The following is a 17,340-nucleotide window of genomic DNA, read 5'->3' as shown; positions in this document are numbered from 1 at the left end:
GCACCGCTGCCTCGTCCTGAGGGTATCAACCCCTACAGGAGCGCCGCCATGACCCCTCGCCTCGACTATTTCGCCACCGCCCCCAGGATGCTGCAGCCCATGCTGGCGCTGGAGCGCGCCGTCGCCACCAGCGGGATGGAGCACAGCCTGATCCATCTGGTGAAGACCCGCGCCTCCCAGATCAACGGCTGCGCCTTCTGCATCGAGATGCATAGCCGGGACGCCATGGCCGCCGGGGAAAGCCCCGCCCGCCTCTTCCTGCTGGATGCCTGGCGGGAAGCGCCGCACTACACGGAGCGGGAGCGCGCGGCGCTGGCCTGGACGGAGGCGCTGACCCTGGTCTCCACCACCGGGGCGCCGGATGCCGATTACGACGGCCTGCGCCCGCATTTCTCGGATGAGGAGATCGTGAAGCTCTCGTTGCTGATCGCCACGATCAATGCCTGGAACCGGCTGTCCGTCGGCTTCCGCAGCGTGCCCGGCAGCGCGCCGGCCAGGGCGGCCTGACCATGGCGGGCGAGCCCGATGCCGCCGAGAGCTTCATGCCGCTGCGGGCGGAGCTGATCGGGCTCGCCTACCGCATGACCGGCTCCCTGGCCACGGCGGAGGATATCGCGCAGGACGCCTTCCTGCGCTGGAGCACCGCCGACCGCGCGGCCATCGAGCTGCCCCGCGCCTGGCTGTTGAAGGTCACCGCGCGGCTGAGCCTGGACCATCTGAAATCCGCCCGCCACCGCCGGGAGACATATGTCGGCCCCTGGCTGCCCGAGCCCCTGCTGACGACCGCCGGGCCGCCGCAGCAGGCGGCGTGGGAGCGGGCGCAGGATATTTCCGTGGCCTTCCTGCTGACGCTGCAACGCCTCTCCCCGGCGGAGCGCGCGGTCTTCATCCTGCATGACCTGTTCGAGACGCCCTTCGCCGAGATCGCCGCCCTGCTCGGCCGCACGGAGGCCGCCTGCCGCAAGCTGGCCACCCGCGCCCGAGCCCATCTGGGCGAGCCAGAGCCGCGCCAGGCGGTGAGCGAGGCCGAGGCGCAGCGCATTGCCCGCGCCTTCCTGGCCGCCAGCCGCAGCGGGGACGAGGCCGCCCTGCGCGACCTGCTGGCGCGGGACGTGGTGCTGCATACCGATGGCGGCGGCATCCGCCCCGCCGCGCTCAACCCCATCCTGGGTGCCGGGGAGGTCAGCCGCTTCTTCGCCGGCTTGGCCCGCAAGTATCCGGCGCCGATCCCGCCCCTGCTGCATCTCGGCCATATCAACGCCCTGCCCGGTTATGTGACGCTGGAAGCCGATGGCCTGCCCCAGACCACGGCGCTGGAACTGCGGGAGGATGGGCGCATCGGCGCCATCTACGTCGTCCGCAATCCGGAGAAGCTGACCGCCGTGCGGGCGGCGCTGGCCGGCGGCTAGCCAGGGCGGCGGAAACCCCGGCCCGCCCGGCCAGTTTCCCGAGGGCCGCATGAAGGAGCCCCGAGGGATGAGATCGCGTCTTTCGCTGAAGCTGCTGGCCGCCCTGGCCCTGCTGGGCACCGCCCCGGCCCTGGCGCAGAATGCCCCGGCCGCCGGTGGTGGCACCACCAGCCCGCCGGGCACACCCGCCGCCCCCGCCGCCAACGCGGATGTCGTCTCCCTGGACAAGTCCCGCTGGCAGGCCAGCAACCTGATGGGGCAGAAGCTCTATGCCTCCACCAATGAGACGATCGGCGAGATCGAAGACCTGATCTTCACGCCGGAGGGCGGGCTGACCGTGGTCGTCGAGGTCGGCGGCTTCCTGGGCAGCGGCAAGAAGCAGGTGGCGGTGCCTTACGACCAGTTGCAGCACAGCGAGCGCTGGCTGCTGCCCGGCGCCACCAAGGCCATGGTCGAGGCCATGCCCGAATACAAACCCGGCTAGCCGCCGAAGTCGAATTCCTGCTGGTGCTCCCGGAAGGGGTCCAGCGGGTCCTCGGCGCTGCGGGCCTCGTCACGGTTCAGGCCCAGGGCATCCAGCTGGGCGCCGGTGACGGGGGTGAATTCCACCCCCGCCTCCCGTAGCATCTCGATGGCCAGCAGCCCCACCTTGTCCCAGTAGGAATCGGTGTTCGGGCGCGGCGCGGCCGCCACCACCCTGCGGACGCCGGATTGGATCAGCAGGGTGGCGCAGACATTGCAGACCGGCTTGCCGACCACATAGGCGTCGCAGCCCCGGGCGGCATGGCCGGCATTCAGCAAGGCGTTCTGCTCGGCATGCAGGATCATCTGCAGCTTGCGGGCCTTGTTCTCCAGCCGCTCCACGCTGTCCTCGACATTGGCGGGGAAGCCGTTGAAGCCGGTGGCGACGATGCGGGCATGCGGCTGGTTCACCAGCACCGCCCCCACCTTGGCGCGCGGGTCCTTGGACCACTGCGCGATGTGATGCGCCAGGCCGATATAGCGGGAATCCCACCTGGCGCGCTTTTCCGGCCGGTTGTCGAAGCTGTTGGGATTGGTCATCGCAGGCGGCACGCGTCTCCAGGAGGCCTCCCGCACCGGACCGGGTCGCCCGGCCGGCCGCAGGTCAGCGAAGGATCATTGACCGAAACCACGGGCCATGCAGCAATCCGTTTCGGAGCCGTCACCATAAGATGGCCCGCAGGGATAATCGCTGGTTCAATACCCCGGAGACGCTCATGCCCCGCCTACCCACCGACCTCCGACGCCGCAGCCTCCTGGCCCTTCCCGCCGCCGCGCTGCTGGCCGGGCAGTTGCCGGCCTCCCCCGCACGGGCGCAGGGCCAGAACCTGACCCTGGCGGTCGCGGCCCCGCCGACCTCGCTGGACCCGCACTACCACACGCTCTCGCCCAACAATATGGTGGCGGAGCACTTCTTCGACAGGCTGGTGGGGCGCAACAATGCCGCCCAGCTGGAGCCCGGCCTGGCGGAATCCTGGAAGCTGGTGGATGACACCACCTGGGAATTCAAGCTGCGGAAGGGCGTGAAATTCTCCAACGGAGATGAATTCACGGCCGAGGACGTGGTGGCCACGCTGAAGCGCGTGCCATCCGTCACGAACAGCCCCGGCCCCTTCACCGTCTACATGCGGGCGGTCACGGGCCATGAGGTCGTGGACCCCTATACCATCCGCCTCAAGACGGCCGAGGTCTATCCGCTGCTGCCGCAGGACCTCACCCAGATCTACATCATCCACCGCTCGATGGTGGAGGCGCCGACGGGCGACTTCAACAACGGCAAGGCGGTCATCGGCACCGGACCCTTCCGCCTGCAGTCCTTCACGCCCGACGACCGCGTGGTGATGACGCGCAACGACCAGTACTGGGGCAACAAGCCGGACTGGGCCACCGTCACCTACCGCTTCGTGCCCAATGACGGCGTGCGGGTGGCGGCGCTGCTCTCCGGCGACGTGCAGATGATCGACGTGGTGCCGCCCGCCGATACGCCGCGCCTGAAGAGCACACAGGGCATCAGCTTCTCCGAGATCCCGAGCCTGCGCTGCATCTACCTGAAGCTGGACGAGGCGCACGACAGCTCCCCCTACATCACCGACAATGCCGGCAAGAAGCTGGACAAGAACCCCCTGCGGGACCTGCGGGTGCGGAAGGCGCTGAGCATGGCGATCAACCGCCAGGCCATGGTGGACCGGGTGATGCAGGGCGCGGCCTTCCCGTCCGGGCAGATGATGCCGCCCGGCGCCAATGGCCATGACGAGACCATCCCGGTCCAGAAATTCGACCTGGAGGGCGCCAAGAAGCTGCTGGCGGAGGCGGGCTATCCGCAGGGCTTCAAGATCACGCTGCTCGGCCCCAACAACCGCTATGTCAACGACGCGCAGATCATCCAGGCCGTCGCGCAGATGTGGCAGCGCGTCGGCGTGCAGACCGCCGTGGACGCCGTGCCCTTCTCCGTGCTGGCGCAGCGGCAGGCGCGCAACGACCTCTCCGTCATGCTGATCGGCTGGGCGACGAGCGGCGAGCCCTCCACCGCGCTGAAGAGCGTGCTGATGACGCGGAACAACGAGAAGGGCTTCGGCAGCACCAACTTCAGCGGCTATTCCAACGAAGAGGTGGACAAGCTGGTGATCGAGGGCCTGCGCACCGCCGATGACGAGAAGCGCGAGAGCATCTTCAAGCAGGCCATGAAGGTGGCCATGGAGGATGTGGGCGTGATCCCGCTGCACATGCAGAAGAACATCTGGGCGCTGCGCGGCGCGCTGACATACGAGCCGCGGGCGGATGAATATACCGTCGCGATGAATGTGAAGCGGGGGTGATGCCCCGGGGCTGGCGCCGCGACGGCGGCGCCGCTCCCTTCAGGTCATCTGGCCGAACATGCCGTGCATACGGCCGAGGAAGCTCCTGAGCCGCTCGCTCTCGGGATTGCCGAAGACTTCCTTCGGCGGCCCCGCCTGCGCCACGCGCCCGCCATCGAGGAAGAGCACGTGGTGCGAGACGTCGCGGACGAAGAGCATCTCGTGGCTCACCAGCAGCATGGTCATGCCGCTTTCGGCCAGCTTCTGCATCACGCCCAGCACTTCCGCCACCAGTTCCGGATCCAGCGCGCTCGTCACCTCGTCGAACAGCAGCAGGCGGGGCTGCATGGCCACCGCGCGGGCGATCGCCACCCGCTGCTGCTGCCCGCCGGAGAGCTGGTAGGGGTGGTGGCCCCGGCGTTCCGCCAGCCCGACGCGCTCCAGCCAGTGGCCGGCGATGTCGCGCGCCTCGGCCCTGCCCTTGCCCAGCACCTTGGTCAGGCCAAGCATCACATTGCCTTCCGCCGTCAGGTGCGGAAACAGGTTGAACTGCTGGAAGACCATGCCGATCCGCGCCCGCTGGGCGGAGATCCTGACCTCGCTCAACCGGCGGCGCCTGCCCCCGTCCATGCGGTACCCGATGGGGTCGCCGTCCAGCAGGATCTCCCCGCCGTCATGCTCTTCCAGCAGGTTCACGCAGCGCAGGAAGGTGGTCTTGCCGGAGCCGGAAGCGCCGATCAGCGAGACCACCTGCCCCTGCCGCACATCCAGGTCGATGCCCTTCAGCACCTCGACATCGCCAAAGCTCTTGCGCACGCCGCGCGCCTTCAGCAGCACTTGATCGCTCATGCGTGCCATCCTCAATAGCGGATATAGGAGAAGCGCCGCTCCAGCAGCGCGCCGAGCTGCGCGATGCAGAAGTTGACGACCAGGTAGATGCCGCAGGCCAGCAGGTAGAAATCGATCACCATGTAGTTGCGGGCGATCACCTGCTGGCTGGCCAGAAGCAGTTCCACCACGCCGATGACGGAGAGCAGCGTGGTGCCCTTCACGATCTCCAGGCAGGTATTCACCCAGGGCGGCAGCATGCGCCGGACGGCCTGCGGGATGATCACGTAATAGAGCCGCTTCGGGAAGTTCAGGCCGATGGCCTTGGCCGCCTCCATCTGCCCGGCCGGCACGGATTGCACGGCGCCGCGCAGGTTCTCCGCCACATGCGAGGTGGCGAAGGCCGAGAGGGCGATGATCCCGGCCCAGAAGGGCGGCACGTTGATCTTGAAGATCGCCAGCCCGTAATAGGTGAAGAGGATCAGGACCAGCAGCGGCATGCCGCGCATGAAGTCCACGTAGAGCCGCACCAGCAGCCGCAGCGGCCACCAGCCATAGGTCAGCGCCACGCCGAGCAGGATGCCCGCCACCGTGGCGAGGAAGATGCTGATGGTGGATGTCGTGACCATGGCCCAGAGGCCGCGCGCGAGCGCGAAGCGGGCGGTCCAGGCCTCGAACAGGAAGGTGCCGGGTTCCAGCTCCATATCGCCCCTCCTCTCAGCGGATGCTGGCGTAGCGGCGTTCAAGCAGCCGCAGCCCGGTGGCGATGACATAGCAGGTGCCGAGATAGAGGAGGCTGGCCGTCAGCCAGGCCTCCATCACCCGGAAGGTATTGGCGTTGATCTGCCGTGCCACGAAGGTCAGTTCCGGAATGGCGATGGCCGCCGCCAGGGAGGTGTCCTTGAACAGGGAGATGAGGTTGTTGCTGAAGGCCGGCAGGGTGATGCGGAACATCACCGGCAGAGCGACATATCTTTGCCGCTGCCAGGGCCGCATGCCGATGGCCTTTGCCGCTTCCATATACTGCTTGGGGATGGAGGCGAGGCCGGCGCGGAACACTTCGGTCATATAGGCGCCCGCGTAAAGCGAGAGGGCCAGCACGAAGCTCTGCGTCTTGTCGAGGTAGCTGATATCCAGCTCCGGCAGGCCGAAATAGACGAAGAAGACCAGCAGCAGCAGCGGCGTGTTGCGGATGAACTCCACATAAAGCCAGACGGGCCAGGAGAGCCAGCGCGGCCCATGGACCCGCGCCATGGCGCAGGCCAGGCCGATGACGCTGCCGATGAAGAGGGAGATCACCGCCAGCGTCAGCCCGAGGCCGAGCGCCGACATGAAGCGGTCCCAGTTCCGCCAGATCACGGACCAGTCGAAATAGTATTGAATCATGCACCCAGCCTGTCGCGATCGGAGGAGACGGCGCCGCGCGTCATGCGGGGCGCCGTGGCCTGCGTCAGGCGAATTCGGTGGGGAAGCCCACCTTCGGCGTCGGCAGCTCGATCCCGAACCACTTCTTGTAGGAGGCGGCGAAGTAATCGAAGTCCACGCCCATCATGGCTTCCTTGTAGACGGTGTTCACCCAGTTCAGCCACACCGGGTCGCCGGGCTTCACGGCGGAGGCATAGGAATTGGGCAGCCAGCCATAGCCGGAATCGATGAAGCGGCCGGGAGCCTGCTGCATCAGCCAGCGGGCGGCGGACTGGTCGGCCAGATAGGCATCGACGCGGCGGGCGTTCAGCGCCTGCAGGGTGGCGTCCGGGCTCTCGAAGGCATCGACCTTCGCCTCGGGCAGCGCCTTGCGGACCCAGTCCTCCAGGAAGACGTTCTGCGTGCCACCGATGGTCACGCTGCTCCCGGCGGCCTTGATCTCGTCGAACTTCTTGTACTTCCCGCCGCGTGCCAGCACCAGCAGGGCGACACCCTCACGGTAATAGGGGACGGTGAACTCCACCTGCTGGGCGCGGCCCGCGGTCACGGTCATCCACTGGATGACGATATCCACCTTGTCCGTGATCAGGCTGGGGATGCGGGCGTCGGAGCCCTGCAGGACGAATTCGACCTTGGTGGGGTCGTCGAAGAGGTTCTTGGCCAGCAGGCGGGCCAAGTCGATATCCATGCCCTGGAGCTGGCCATTGGCATCCTCGAAATGCCAGGGCGGGTTGGTGCTGCCGGTGCCGACGATCAGCCGCCCCCGCTCCTTGATCAGCTGCAGCCGGCTCTTGCCCAAGGTCTGCGCCATGGCGCCGCGCGGCGCCAGCAGGCCCAGGCCGCCACTGGCCGCGGCACCCACCGCCGCCCCCACGGCGGAGGCACCGAACAACCCGCGCCGGACCAAACCGGATCGGCCCTTGCTCTCTTCCATTTCGTCAGTCCCCCTGATTGTTGCGCTAACGGGCGCATGGCGGAAAAGAGCAAGATTTCGCCCGGAGGTCACTCCCTCTTACGTGATGCTCAAAAAAATTATGCCGCTGCTTCCGCCGGCCGTCCCGCCATCAGCCCGGCCAGCCGGCGGCCGGAGCCTGCGGCCATGGTCCAGCCGGTATGGCCATGGCCGGTATTGGTCCAGAGGCCGGGGACGCGCGTGGGCCCGATGCGCGGCTGCGCGTCCGGCACCATCGGCCGCAGCCCGGCCCAGGAGACGGCGCCCGGCATGTCCTCGCAATGGGCCAGGTTGGGGAAAAGCTCCGCCACCTTCCGCGTCAGGGCGCTGACACGCACCGGAGAGGGCTCGGTGCTCTGGTCCCCCACCTCAGCCGAGCCGACGATGCGGTAGCGGTCGCCCAACGGGGTCAGCGCGAATTTGCGGCTGTCCTCCAGGATGGCGTTGCGCGGCCCCTCCGGCCAGACGCTGCGCGGCAGGGTGACGGAGACGCCCTTCACGGGCTGGATCGGCATGGCGACGCCCAGGCGCTTCAGCAGCGGCACGCTCTGGCTGGCCAGCGCCACCACCACAGCATCCGCCGGCAGCTCCGCCGCGCCGGCATCGCTGGAAATCCGCACCGCCGCCACGCGGCCGCCCTTCAGCACGACATCCTCGACCGTGGTGTTGTATCGGAAGCGCACGCCGCGCGCTTCCAGCCACTTCGCCAGCCCCTGGCTGAACTTGTTGCAGTCGCCCACCTCATCCTGCGGGAAGCCCAGGCCACCGGCGATCTTGTCGGCCACCGGCGCCAGCGCGGGCTCCCGCGCCACGCATTCCGCCTGGCTCAGCACCTCCGTCTGCAAGCCATACGGCGCCAGCGCCAGGTGCTCGGCGGCGGCCACATCGAGGCTGCCCTGGTCGGAGAAGGTCTTGATGACGCAGTTGCCGGCATAGTCGTATTGCACGCCCGTGGCCTCGCGGATCTCGGCCATGGCGGCGGTGCTTTCCATCGCCAGCTTCAGATTGGCCAGGCTGCCGGCCTTGTACTGCGCCGGCCGCGCCGCGCGCAGGAAGCCCAGGCCCCAGCGCCAGACGCGCGGCACGGCGGAAGGGCGCAGCAGCATCGGCGCGTCCTCCTGCCCCAGCCACTTCAGCACCTTCATCGGCACGCCCGGCGCCGCCCAGGGCTGGACGGAGCTGACATGGATGATGGCGCCATTGCCCCAGCTGGTCTCCAGCCCCGCGCCTTCACGACGCTCGATCACCTCGACCTCATGGCCTTCGGCATGAAGCCAATAGGCGCTGGCCACGCCGATGACGCCGGCGCCGAGGATGGTGATACGCATGCTGGAAAAACCTCCGCGAGAAAGCCGGATGGCAGCGCGGCGGCAGCCGGATTGCAAGCCCCACCCCGCCGTTCTATCGAAGCATCCATGCCCAGCCCACGCCAGCCGTCATGAGCCGCACAGCCTTCGATGCCATCGTCATCGGCGGCGGGCTGGTGGGTTCTGCCATCGGCTATGGCCTGCAGCGCCAGGGCCTGGCCGTGCTGCTGCTGGATGAGGGCGATGTCGCGCACCGGGCCAGCCGCGGCAATTTCGGCCTGATCTGGGTGCAGTCCAAGGGGTTGGGCGCGCCACATTACCAGCGTTGGACGCGCGGCTCGGCGCAGGAATGGCCGGAACTGGCGCGGGACCTGCAGGAGCGCACCGGAATCGATACCCGCCGCCACCAGCCCGGCGGCGTGAGCATCTGCATCGGCGAGGAGGAATTCGACCGGCGCGCCGAGACCATGGCGCGGATGCAGGCGGAAGCCGGGAATTTCGGCTTCGACTACCGCATGATCCCGGCCGCCGAGGCGCGGGACATGCTGCCCGGCCTGGGGCCGGAGGTCAGCGGTGTCAGCTGGACACCCTATGACGGCCATGCCAGCCCGCTGCACCTGCTGCGGGCGCTGCATGCTGGCTTCACCGGCCTCGGCGGGCACTACCTGCCCAATGCCGGGGTGGAGGAAGGCACCGCCGCGCCGCGCGACTTCAGCATCGCCGCCGCCGGGCAGCGATTCACCGCGCCCCGCCTGGTGCTGGCGGCGGGCCTGGGCAATGCAGCGCTGGCCCCGCGCTTCGGCCTCTCCGCCCCCGTGAAGCCGGAGCGCGGACAGATCCTGGTGACGGAGCGCGCCCGCACCATCCTGCCCATGCCCACCGTCAGCCTGCGCCAGACCGCCGAGGGCAGCCTGATGATCGGCGACAGCAAGGAGGACGCGGGCTACGACAGCCTGACCCAGTCGCCCGAGATCATGCGGGCCATGGCGCGGCGTGCCGTGCTCTGCTTCCCCTGGATCGCCGATCTCAACATCGTCCGCGCCTGGTCGGCGCTGCGGGTGATGGCGCCCGACGGGCTGCCGATCTACGACGAATCCGAGCGTTTCCCCGGCGCCTTCACCGCCAATTGCCATTCCGGCGTGACGCTGGCCGGCGCCCATGCCAACCGACTGGCGCCGATGATCGCCGCCGGCGCCCTCTCCCCCGAATTGTCCCTGTTCAGTGCGAGGCGGTTCCATGTTCACGCAGCGGCCTGAGGCCCGCCCCGCCACCGTGCAGGTCTTCGTCGACGGCCATCCGCTGCTGGTACCGGAAGGCAGCAGCGCCGCCGCCGCCGTGCTGCTGGCCGGGCTGCCCGCCATCCGCCACACGCCCGTCACCGGTGCGCCCCGCCTGCCCTATTGCATGATGGGCATCTGCTTCGACTGCCTGGCCGAGATCGATGGCCAGCCCAACCGGCAGGCTTGCATGGTGCCGGTGCGGCCGGGCATGCGGATCGCCCCGCAGCAGGGCGCGCGGGCGGTGCCGGCATGACCGACCTCGCCATCATCGGCGCTGGCCCGGCGGGCATGAGCGCGGCGATCGAGGCTGCCGCGCTGGGCCTTTCCGTCACCGTCATCGACGAGCAGCCCGCGCCGGGCGGGCAGATCTTCCGTGGCGTGGAACAGGCCGGGCGCGACCCCGCCCTGGCCGGGGAATATGCCGCCGAGGGGGCCGCCCTGGCCCGCCGCTTCCGCGCCACGCCGGGCATCGACTACCGTCCCGCCACCACCCTCTGGCACCTGGATACCGAGGCCGGGCTGCTCTCCCTGCGCGGGGATGACGGCACCGGCACCCTGGCCGCCAGCCGCGTGCTGCTGGCGACCGGCGCGCAGGAACGCCCGGTGCCCATCCCCGGCTGGACCCTGCCCAATGTCATGACGGCGGGCGCGGCGCAGATCCTGCTGAAGCAGGCGGGCGCCGTGCCGCACGGGCGCACGGTGCTGGCGGGCCAGGGGCCGCTGCTCTGGCTGCTGGCCGGGCAACTGGCGCGGGCCGGCGCGCCGCCGGCCCTGCTGCTAGAGACGACGCCGCGTGGCGCGCTGGGGCCGGCACTGCGGGCGGGCGGGCTCTGGCGCGGCCGGGCCATGCTGGCCAAGGGCGCGGGGCTGATGCTGGCGGCCCGGGCCGCCGGCATGCGCGTCATCCGCCATGTGACGGGGCTGCGGGCGGAAGGCGACGGCATCCTGCGCCGCGTCACCTGGGACGGCGGCAGCACGGAGGCCGGCACGCTGCTGCTGCATGAGGGGGTGATCCCCTCCACCCATATCTCCCGTGCCCTGGGCCTGCCGCATCACTGGGACGAGGCGCAGCTCTGCTGGCGGCCGGAAGCGGATGCCTGGGGCGCCACGCCGCACCCGCTGCTGGCCGTGGCGGGGGATGGCGCGGGCATCGGCGGCTGGCAGGCGGCCATGGCCGGCGGCGCGCTGGCGGCGCTGGATGCCGCCCACCGGCTAGGCCGGCTGGCGGAGCATGCGCGGGACAGCCGCGCGGTGCCGCATCGCGCCCGGCTGGCGGCTGCCCTGGCGCTGCGGCCTTTCCTGGACCGGCTCTATGCCCCCGCCCCTGGCCTGCTGGCCCCGCCGGAGGATGCCACCATCGTCTGCCGCTGCGAGGAGATCACGGCCGGGGAGGTGCGCGCCGCCGCCCGGCTGGGCGCCACCGGGCCGAACCAGGCCAAGGCCTATCTCCGCACGGGCATGGGCCCTTGCCAGGGACGGGTCTGCGGCACCATCCTCTCTGCACTGATCGCCGAGACACGGGGCGTCCCCGTCGCCGAGGCCGGGGCGCTGCGGCCCCGCGCGCCCTTCAAGCCCATCACGGTGGGGGAACTGGCCTCCCTGCCGGTGGATTGAGGCAGGCCTGCCCATGGGCAGCTTGCATCGGGCGGCGCATCGGTCCATGTCTCGCGCGCGCGAAAGGAACTATGGGCCGTGGCTTACGTCGTCACCGAGAACTGCATCCGCTGCAAATACATGGACTGCGTGGAAGTCTGTCCCGTCGACTGCTTCTATGTCGGCGAGAACATGCTGGTCATTCACCCGGACGAGTGCATCGACTGCGGCGTGTGCGAGCCGGAATGCCCGGCCGAGGCCATCCTGCCCGACAGCGACGACCGCGCGACCGACTGGGCCGAGCTGAACCGCGAATATGCCCAGACCTGGCCGAACATCACCCGCAAGGGCGAGGCCCCGGCCGATGCCGAGGAATGGAACGGCAAGCCGGGCAAGAAGGACCTCTTCGACCCCAAGCCCGGTACGCCCTGAGGGGCGCCGCGCGGCCGCGGATGACGCGGCATGAAACTTATGCTATCATCATGTTCTGATTGGGGCGTGCGGGCGTCGGGACAGGGCGCCGCGCGCTTTTGCCATGTGACACGGGGCGGCGTCATCTCGCCCTTGAGGCCCCGCTTTCGTCCCAGGCGCCTCGCAGGAGAATAGAAAACGGATGAAGCCCCCCGCCGGCGCGAAATCCCCCGCCCAATCCGAAACCGCTGAGCCGCGCAGCCCCGGCATGGTGGAAAACCAGGCGCCCGGCGAAGGCACGGTGGCCCCTGGCCCCTCCCGCCCCATGCCGCCACCGAAGCCGCTCGGCAACAAGGGCAGCGATTTCAAGGCGGGCGACTATGTCGTCTATCCCACCCATGGCGTCGGCCAGGTACAGGGCATCGAGACGATGCAGGCCGCCGGGCTGGAGCTCAAGGTGATCGTCGTCACCTTCGAGGAGAACCGCATGACCCTGCGGGTGCCGCTGGGCAAGGCGGCCTCCGCCGGCCTGCGGATGCTCGCCAACAAGGACATGATGGGCGAGGCGCTGGACACGCTGAAGGGCCGGGCGCGCATCAAGCGCACCATGTGGTCCCGCCGTGCCCAGGAATACGAGCAGAAGATCAACAGCGGCGACCCCGTGCAGATCGCCGAGGTGGTGCGCGACCTGCACCGCAATGCCGGCCAGCCCGACCAGTCCTTCAGCGAGCGGCAGATCTATGAGCTGGCGATGGACCGGCTGGCGGCCGAGGTGGCGGCTCTGGACCGCACCGACAAGACGGCGGCCATGAACAAGCTGCTGGACTACCTGAAGCAGGGCTGAACGCCCCCCCGGCGAAAGGCCCGGCCACCGCGAGGTGCCGGGCCTTTTTCATGCCATCTCCCCTCCGGCGCGCCCATAGAAAAAGCCCCGGGGATCGCTCCCCGGGGCCCGGTGCCGTCAAGCCTGGCCGGGTCAGTCCTGCTGGCGGACCCCCATGAACTGCAGCAGCAGCTGGAACAGGTTGATGAAGTTCAGATACAGGCCCAGCGCGTCGAAGACGCTGCGCTTGGCGGCCAGATCCGTGCCCTCGGCATAGGCGTACTCGATGTAGTCCGCCTTGATCCGCTGCGTGTCATAGGCGGTCAGGCCGACGAAGACGACCACGCCGATGACGCTGATGGCGAACTGCAGCGCGCTGGAGCCGATGAACATATTGACGATGCCGGCGATGATGATGCCGATCAGGCCCATCATCATGAAGCTGCCCATGCGCGTCAGGTCGGCCTTCGTGGTGTAGCCGTAGAGGCTGACACCGGCGAACATGCCGGCGGTGATCACGAAGGTGGAGGCGATGGAGGTGCCGACATAGACGGCGAAGATATTCGCCATGCTGGCGCCCATCGTGGCGCAGAAGACCCAGAACAGCGCCTGAACCGTGCCCTTGCTCATTCGGTTCACGCCGAAGGAGAGGGCCAGCACGAAGGCCAGGGGCGCGAACATCGCGGCGAAGCCCAGGATGGTGGGCTGGGTGGCGGCGCCACGCGGCGTCATCACGCGGGTGTAGAACAGGTCGGCAGCGCCGGTGCTCGCGATCACATAGGCAACGATCGCGGTCAGCAGCAGGCCGGAAGCCATCCAGTTGTAGACGCGCAGCATATAGGCCCGCAGCCCGGCATCCAGGGCGGCGGCATCGGTGGTCGCGGCGCGGCCCCAGCCAGGCGCGCCCGTGGTGCGATAGTCTTGACCAAAGGCCATGGCGGCGAAAACTCCTCCGATCGCGGGATGATCCCACGTATGAGCACTAATATGGACTAACGGTAATGTTGTTCAATTGGATTCGGCACGGTTTGCGCTTCGTTACACCCTGCCGTACCCGAATTGCCAGGCGTGACAGTGCCTTAATCCCCGCTCATCTCGTGCGGCGGCGGGAGGAGAGGGCCAGAGCCTTTCAGCCATCCGCTTCCGTCAGAAGATCGTAGCAACGCGGCGGGCGCAAGGCACAACCTGCGAAGGATGGTGCCAGCGGGCCTCCGGGCGCCGGCACCACCGCCTCATTCATTGCGTAGCAGCGGCGCGGGGCGCGCCCGCAGCGCCAGAGCCGTGCCGGCATAGCCCAGTAGAAGCGTCAGCACGGTGCAGCCCAGCACCGTCACGGCCAGGGTGCCGGGCAGGAAAATCCAGTCCGTCCGCATGACGTAACGCGCCACGCCCCAACTCGCTGCGGTGCCGATACCGGCGGCCAGCAGGCCGGCGGTCAGGCCCAGCAGCCCGAATTCCACCATCCAGGCCCGGCGCACCTGGGCCCGGGTAGCGCCGATCACCTTCAGCACCACGGCATCCCGGACGCGGCGCCGCTGCCCGGCGGCCATGGCCCCGGCCAGCACCAGCCCGCCCGCCAGCAGCGTCACCCCCGCCACGGCAGAGATGGCGGTGCCCAGCCGCTCCATCAGCGCGCCCACCGTCTCCAGCGCATCCCGCACGCGAATGCCGGAGACATTGGGGAAGGTGTCCGTCACCGCGCGCAGCACGGCGGCGTCCTGCGCGGCATCGCCATAGAGGGTGGCGATATGCGTATGCGGCGCCCGCTCCAGCAGCCCGGGCGAGGCGATCAGGACGAAGTTCAGCCCGAGGCCCTGCCACTCGATCTGCCGGAGGCTGGCGATCTTCAGCGGCACGTCGCGGCCCAGCACATTCACCACGATCTCGTCGCCCAGCCCGACATTCCAGCCCTCGGCCAGCGCCGCATCCAGCGAGAGCAGGGGCGGCCCGTCGTAATCCGGCGCCCACCACTGGCCGGCGACGACGCGCGTGCCGTCAGGCGGCGTGGCGGCATAGGTCAGGCCGCGGTCGCCGCGCAGCGCCCAGCGCGTGTCGTTGGTGGTCTGCACCTCCTCCGCCGGCACGCCCTTGACCGAGACGATGCGCGCCCGGAGCGAGGGCACGCGCTTCACCTCCCGCACCCCCGGCAGGCCGGCGGTCAGGCGGTCGAATTGCGGCACCTGATCGGACTGGATGTCGATGAAGTAGAAATTCGGCGCGGCGGCGGGGATCTGGGAGCTGATCTGCTGGCGCAGATTACCCTCGATCAGCGCCAGGGCCGAAAGGGTGGTCAGGCCGATGCCCAGCGCCACCAGCAGCAGGGCGGTGGGCGCGCCCGGACGGTGCAGATTGGCCAGGCCCAGCCGCAGCGCCGGCCTCTGCCCGGCCCGCAGGCGCCGGGCCAGGGCCATCAGCGCGGCGGCGCCGAGGCGGAAGACCAGCAGCGTGGCCCCGGCGGCGGCGCAGAAGGCCAGCGCGAAGATCGGCTGCGCCGCCGTGCCCACCACCAGCGCCACCAGCGCCAGCACCGCCGCCGCGTTCATCAGCAGCAGGGACAGGCGCGGCCGCGCCGCGCGGGGGGCCAGCGTGTCGCGGAACAGCGCGGCGCCCGGAATCTCCCGTGCACGACCCAGAGGCCAGAGGGAGAAGGAGAGCGCAGTGAGGATGCCGTAGAGTGCCGCCTGCGCCAGCGTCCAGGGGAAGAAGCCGATGCGCGGCGGCACCGGCATGGCGCTGGCCAGAAGCTGCGCCGCCAGCAGCGCCAGCCCCTGCCCCGCCACCAGCCCCAGCAGGATGCCCAGCACGGAGAGGCCGAGCACCTGGATCATGTAGGTGGCGAAGACGGTGCCGGGCGGCGCGCCCAGGCAGCGCAGGGTGGCGATGGTGCGGGCGCGCTGGTCCAGCCAGCTCCGCACCCCCGTCGCCACGCCGATGCCGCCCACCAGCAGCGCCGTCAGCCCCGCCAGGGTCAGGAAGGAGGCGACGCGGTCCAGCACGCGGTTGACCCCCGGTGCCGCCTGGCTGGCATCGCGCACCCGCCAGCCGCCATCGTCATGTGCCGCCTGCAGGTCCCGCGCGAAGGTCTGGGGCGAGATGCCCGGCGGCAGCGCCACGCGGTATTCGTATTGCACCAGGCTGCCGGGCTGGACGAGGCGCGTGGATTCCAGCGCCGCCATCGGGATCAGCGCCCGCGGCCCCAGCAGCGCGGGGCTGGCCACCTTGTCCGGCTCCGTCCGGATCAGCGCGGCCAGGGTGAAGCCCGCCTCGCCCAGCCGCAGCCGGTCGCCGATCTTCAGGCCCAGACGCTCGGCCACCAGCGGCTCCAGCGCCACGCCGTATTCGGCGCCGGGCGCGGAAGGCGTCAGGCGGGCATCGGGCGGGTCCAGTTCCAGCCGGCCATAGAGGGGGTAGGCGTTGTCGGCCGCCTTCAGTTCCACCAGCGTGCGGTCGCCGCCGGGGGCGATGGCCATGCCGCGCATCTCGATGATCTCGGACAGCCGCCCGCCATGGCCGGTGATCCAGTCCCGCGCCTCCTGCGGCATGGGGCGGTGGGAGACGCGGATGGCGAGGTCGCCGCCCAGGATGCGGGCGCCGTCCTCGGCCAGCCCGGCCTCGGTCGCCGCGCGCAGCACGCCGACGGCGGTGATGGCGGCCACCCCCAGCGCCAGGCAGGCCAGGACGATCCGCAGGCCTTTGATGCCGCCGCGCAGCTCCCGCCGCGCGAAGCGCAGGCCAAGCGCCAGATGGCCGCTCATGCCGCCGCCGCGGCCTGGCTGTCGGCGGCGATCACGCCATCGCCCATGCTCAGCTGCCGCCCGCAGCGGCCGGCCAGGGCCGGGTCATGGGTGATCAGCAGCAGGGTGGTGCCGAGCTGGGCGCGGATCTCGAAGAGCAGGTCCATCACCATCAGCCCGGTGGCGCGGTCGAGGTTGCCGGTCGGCTCGTCGGCCAGCAGCAGGCTGGGCTCGGCCACCACGGCGCGGGCCAGGGCCACGCGCTGCTGCTCGCCGCCCGAAAGCTGGCCAGGATAATGGTCGAGCCGGTGGCCCAGCCCGACCCGCGCCAGGGCCTTGCCCGCGCGCTCGAAGGCATCGCGGCGGCCGGCGAATTCCAGGGGGACGGCTACATTCTCCAGCGCCGTCATGGTGGGGATGAGGTGGAAGGCCTGGAAGACGATGCCGAGATGGTCGCGCCGGAAGCGCGCCAGGGCGTCCTCGTCCAGCTTCGGCAGGTCGTGCCCGGCGACGGAGAGGCTGCCGCCCGTCGGCCGTTCCAGCCCCGCCAGCAGCATGAGGAGCGATGTCTTGCCGGAGCCCGAGGGGCCGACGATGCCGACCGCCTCCCCTCTCGCCACATCCAGGTCGATGCCCCTGAGGATGTTGACCTCCCCCCCTGCGGCGACCACCTTGAGCGAGAGGCCCCTCGCCCGGATCAGTGGTGCGGGGTCACGGGGTGGCAGGCCAGGGGAGGTTCGCATGGGGTTCGTGGCATCGGGC

Annotated in this window: 18 protein-coding genes; 9 read left to right on the top strand and 9 right to left on the bottom strand. The window is 69.8% G+C overall.

Annotated elements, in window-relative coordinates; genetic code table 11:
- Nucleotides 1-48 precede the first annotated feature (48 nt).
- The 3 genes from IAI58_RS07585 to IAI58_RS07575 all read left to right on the top strand — a co-directional run bounded on the left by IAI58_RS07585 (nt 49) and on the right by IAI58_RS07575 (nt 1,893).
- Nucleotides 49-507, top strand: coding sequence for a carboxymuconolactone decarboxylase family protein (locus IAI58_RS07585; protein ID WP_207449236.1), 459 nt, complete (start codon nt 49-51; stop codon nt 505-507).
- A 2-nt stretch (nt 508-509) separates the two neighbouring features.
- Nucleotides 510-1,409 (top strand): sigma-70 family RNA polymerase sigma factor, encoded by a 900-nt coding sequence (locus tag IAI58_RS07580; RefSeq protein WP_207449234.1) that lies wholly within the window; start codon nt 510-512, stop codon nt 1,407-1,409.
- 67 nt (nt 1,410-1,476) lie between these two features.
- On the top strand, nt 1,477-1,893 hold the full coding sequence (locus IAI58_RS07575) for a PRC-barrel domain-containing protein (protein ID WP_207449232.1): 417 nt from the start codon (nt 1,477-1,479) through the stop codon (nt 1,891-1,893).
- Here IAI58_RS07575 and IAI58_RS07570 read toward each other — a convergent pair.
- The gene (locus IAI58_RS07570) at nt 1,890-2,483 is read right to left on the bottom strand and encodes a deoxycytidylate deaminase (protein ID WP_237182930.1); all 594 of its coding nucleotides are present in this window, start codon (nt 2,481-2,483) and stop codon (nt 1,890-1,892) included. The two genes, IAI58_RS07575 and IAI58_RS07570, sit on opposite strands and share 4 nt — an antisense overlap.
- Nucleotides 2,484-2,647: 164 nt before the next feature.
- On the opposite strand from IAI58_RS07570, the gene IAI58_RS07565 reads away from it, so the two are divergent.
- On the top strand, nt 2,648-4,246 hold the full coding sequence (locus IAI58_RS07565; protein ID WP_207449230.1) for an ABC transporter substrate-binding protein: 1,599 nt from the start codon (nt 2,648-2,650) through the stop codon (nt 4,244-4,246).
- Between the two features lie 39 nt (nt 4,247-4,285).
- Here the strand turns inward: IAI58_RS07565 and IAI58_RS07560 are convergent, their stop codons facing one another.
- The 5 genes from IAI58_RS07560 to IAI58_RS07540 form a co-directional block, all read right to left on the bottom strand.
- Nucleotides 4,286-5,074, bottom strand: a complete 789-nt coding sequence (locus tag IAI58_RS07560; RefSeq protein ID WP_207449228.1) for an amino acid ABC transporter ATP-binding protein — start codon at nt 5,072-5,074, stop codon at nt 4,286-4,288.
- Between the two features lie 11 nt (nt 5,075-5,085).
- A complete protein-coding gene (locus IAI58_RS07555; protein WP_207449226.1) occupies nt 5,086-5,757 on the bottom strand; it encodes an amino acid ABC transporter permease in 672 nt (223 codons plus the stop codon).
- A 13-nt stretch (nt 5,758-5,770) separates the two neighbouring features.
- A complete protein-coding gene (locus IAI58_RS07550; RefSeq protein ID WP_208776050.1) occupies nt 5,771-6,439 on the bottom strand; it encodes an amino acid ABC transporter permease in 669 nt (222 codons plus the stop codon).
- 64 nt (nt 6,440-6,503) lie between these two features.
- The gene (locus tag IAI58_RS07545; RefSeq protein WP_207449224.1) at nt 6,504-7,412 is read right to left on the bottom strand and encodes a transporter substrate-binding domain-containing protein; all 909 of its coding nucleotides are present in this window, start codon (nt 7,410-7,412) and stop codon (nt 6,504-6,506) included.
- Nucleotides 7,413-7,510: 98 nt separating this feature from the next.
- A complete protein-coding gene (locus tag IAI58_RS07540; protein WP_207449222.1) occupies nt 7,511-8,758 on the bottom strand; it encodes a D-amino acid dehydrogenase in 1,248 nt (415 codons plus the stop codon).
- A gap of 110 nt (nt 8,759-8,868) precedes the next feature.
- On the opposite strand from IAI58_RS07540, the gene IAI58_RS07535 reads away from it, so the two are divergent.
- From IAI58_RS07535 to IAI58_RS07515, 5 genes are all read left to right on the top strand, one after another.
- Nucleotides 8,869-9,993: an NAD(P)/FAD-dependent oxidoreductase gene (locus IAI58_RS07535; protein WP_207449220.1), complete on the top strand. Its 1,125-nt coding sequence runs from the start codon at nt 8,869-8,871 to the stop codon at nt 9,991-9,993.
- Complete coding sequence (locus IAI58_RS07530) at nt 9,974-10,270, top strand: (2Fe-2S)-binding protein (protein WP_207449218.1); 297 nt, start codon at nt 9,974-9,976, stop codon at nt 10,268-10,270. The genes IAI58_RS07535 and IAI58_RS07530 overlap by 20 nt, the downstream gene beginning before the upstream one ends.
- Nucleotides 10,267-11,631 (top strand): NAD(P)/FAD-dependent oxidoreductase, encoded by a 1,365-nt coding sequence (locus tag IAI58_RS07525; protein WP_207449216.1) that lies wholly within the window; start codon nt 10,267-10,269, stop codon nt 11,629-11,631. The genes IAI58_RS07530 and IAI58_RS07525 overlap by 4 nt, the downstream gene beginning before the upstream one ends.
- Before the next feature lie 78 nt (nt 11,632-11,709).
- Nucleotides 11,710-12,042: a ferredoxin FdxA gene (gene fdxA, locus IAI58_RS07520; protein ID WP_207449214.1), complete on the top strand. Its 333-nt coding sequence runs from the start codon at nt 11,710-11,712 to the stop codon at nt 12,040-12,042.
- 181 nt (nt 12,043-12,223) lie between these two features.
- Nucleotides 12,224-12,865 (top strand): CarD family transcriptional regulator, encoded by a 642-nt coding sequence (locus IAI58_RS07515; protein ID WP_207449212.1) that lies wholly within the window; start codon nt 12,224-12,226, stop codon nt 12,863-12,865.
- A gap of 132 nt (nt 12,866-12,997) precedes the next feature.
- On the opposite strand, the gene IAI58_RS07510 is transcribed toward IAI58_RS07515, so the two are convergent.
- From IAI58_RS07510 to IAI58_RS07500, 3 genes are all read right to left on the bottom strand, one after another.
- Nucleotides 12,998-13,780, bottom strand: a complete 783-nt coding sequence (locus tag IAI58_RS07510) for a Bax inhibitor-1/YccA family protein (protein ID WP_207449210.1) — start codon at nt 13,778-13,780, stop codon at nt 12,998-13,000.
- A gap of 296 nt (nt 13,781-14,076) precedes the next feature.
- A complete protein-coding gene (locus IAI58_RS07505; RefSeq protein ID WP_207449208.1) occupies nt 14,077-16,599 on the bottom strand; it encodes an ABC transporter permease in 2,523 nt (840 codons plus the stop codon).
- Nucleotides 16,596-17,321: an ABC transporter ATP-binding protein gene (locus IAI58_RS07500; protein WP_207449206.1), complete on the bottom strand. Its 726-nt coding sequence runs from the start codon at nt 17,319-17,321 to the stop codon at nt 16,596-16,598. Before IAI58_RS07500 ends, IAI58_RS07505 begins: the two co-directional genes overlap by 4 nt.
- Nucleotides 17,322-17,340 lie beyond the last annotated feature (19 nt).

It is taken from the genome of Roseomonas marmotae, assembly GCF_017654485.1.
Taxonomy (GTDB): Bacteria; Pseudomonadota; Alphaproteobacteria; order Acetobacterales; family Acetobacteraceae; genus Pseudoroseomonas; species Pseudoroseomonas marmotae.
The sequence above is the reverse complement of the archived record's forward strand: the minus strand, read 5'-3'. Positions and strand labels throughout refer to the sequence as shown.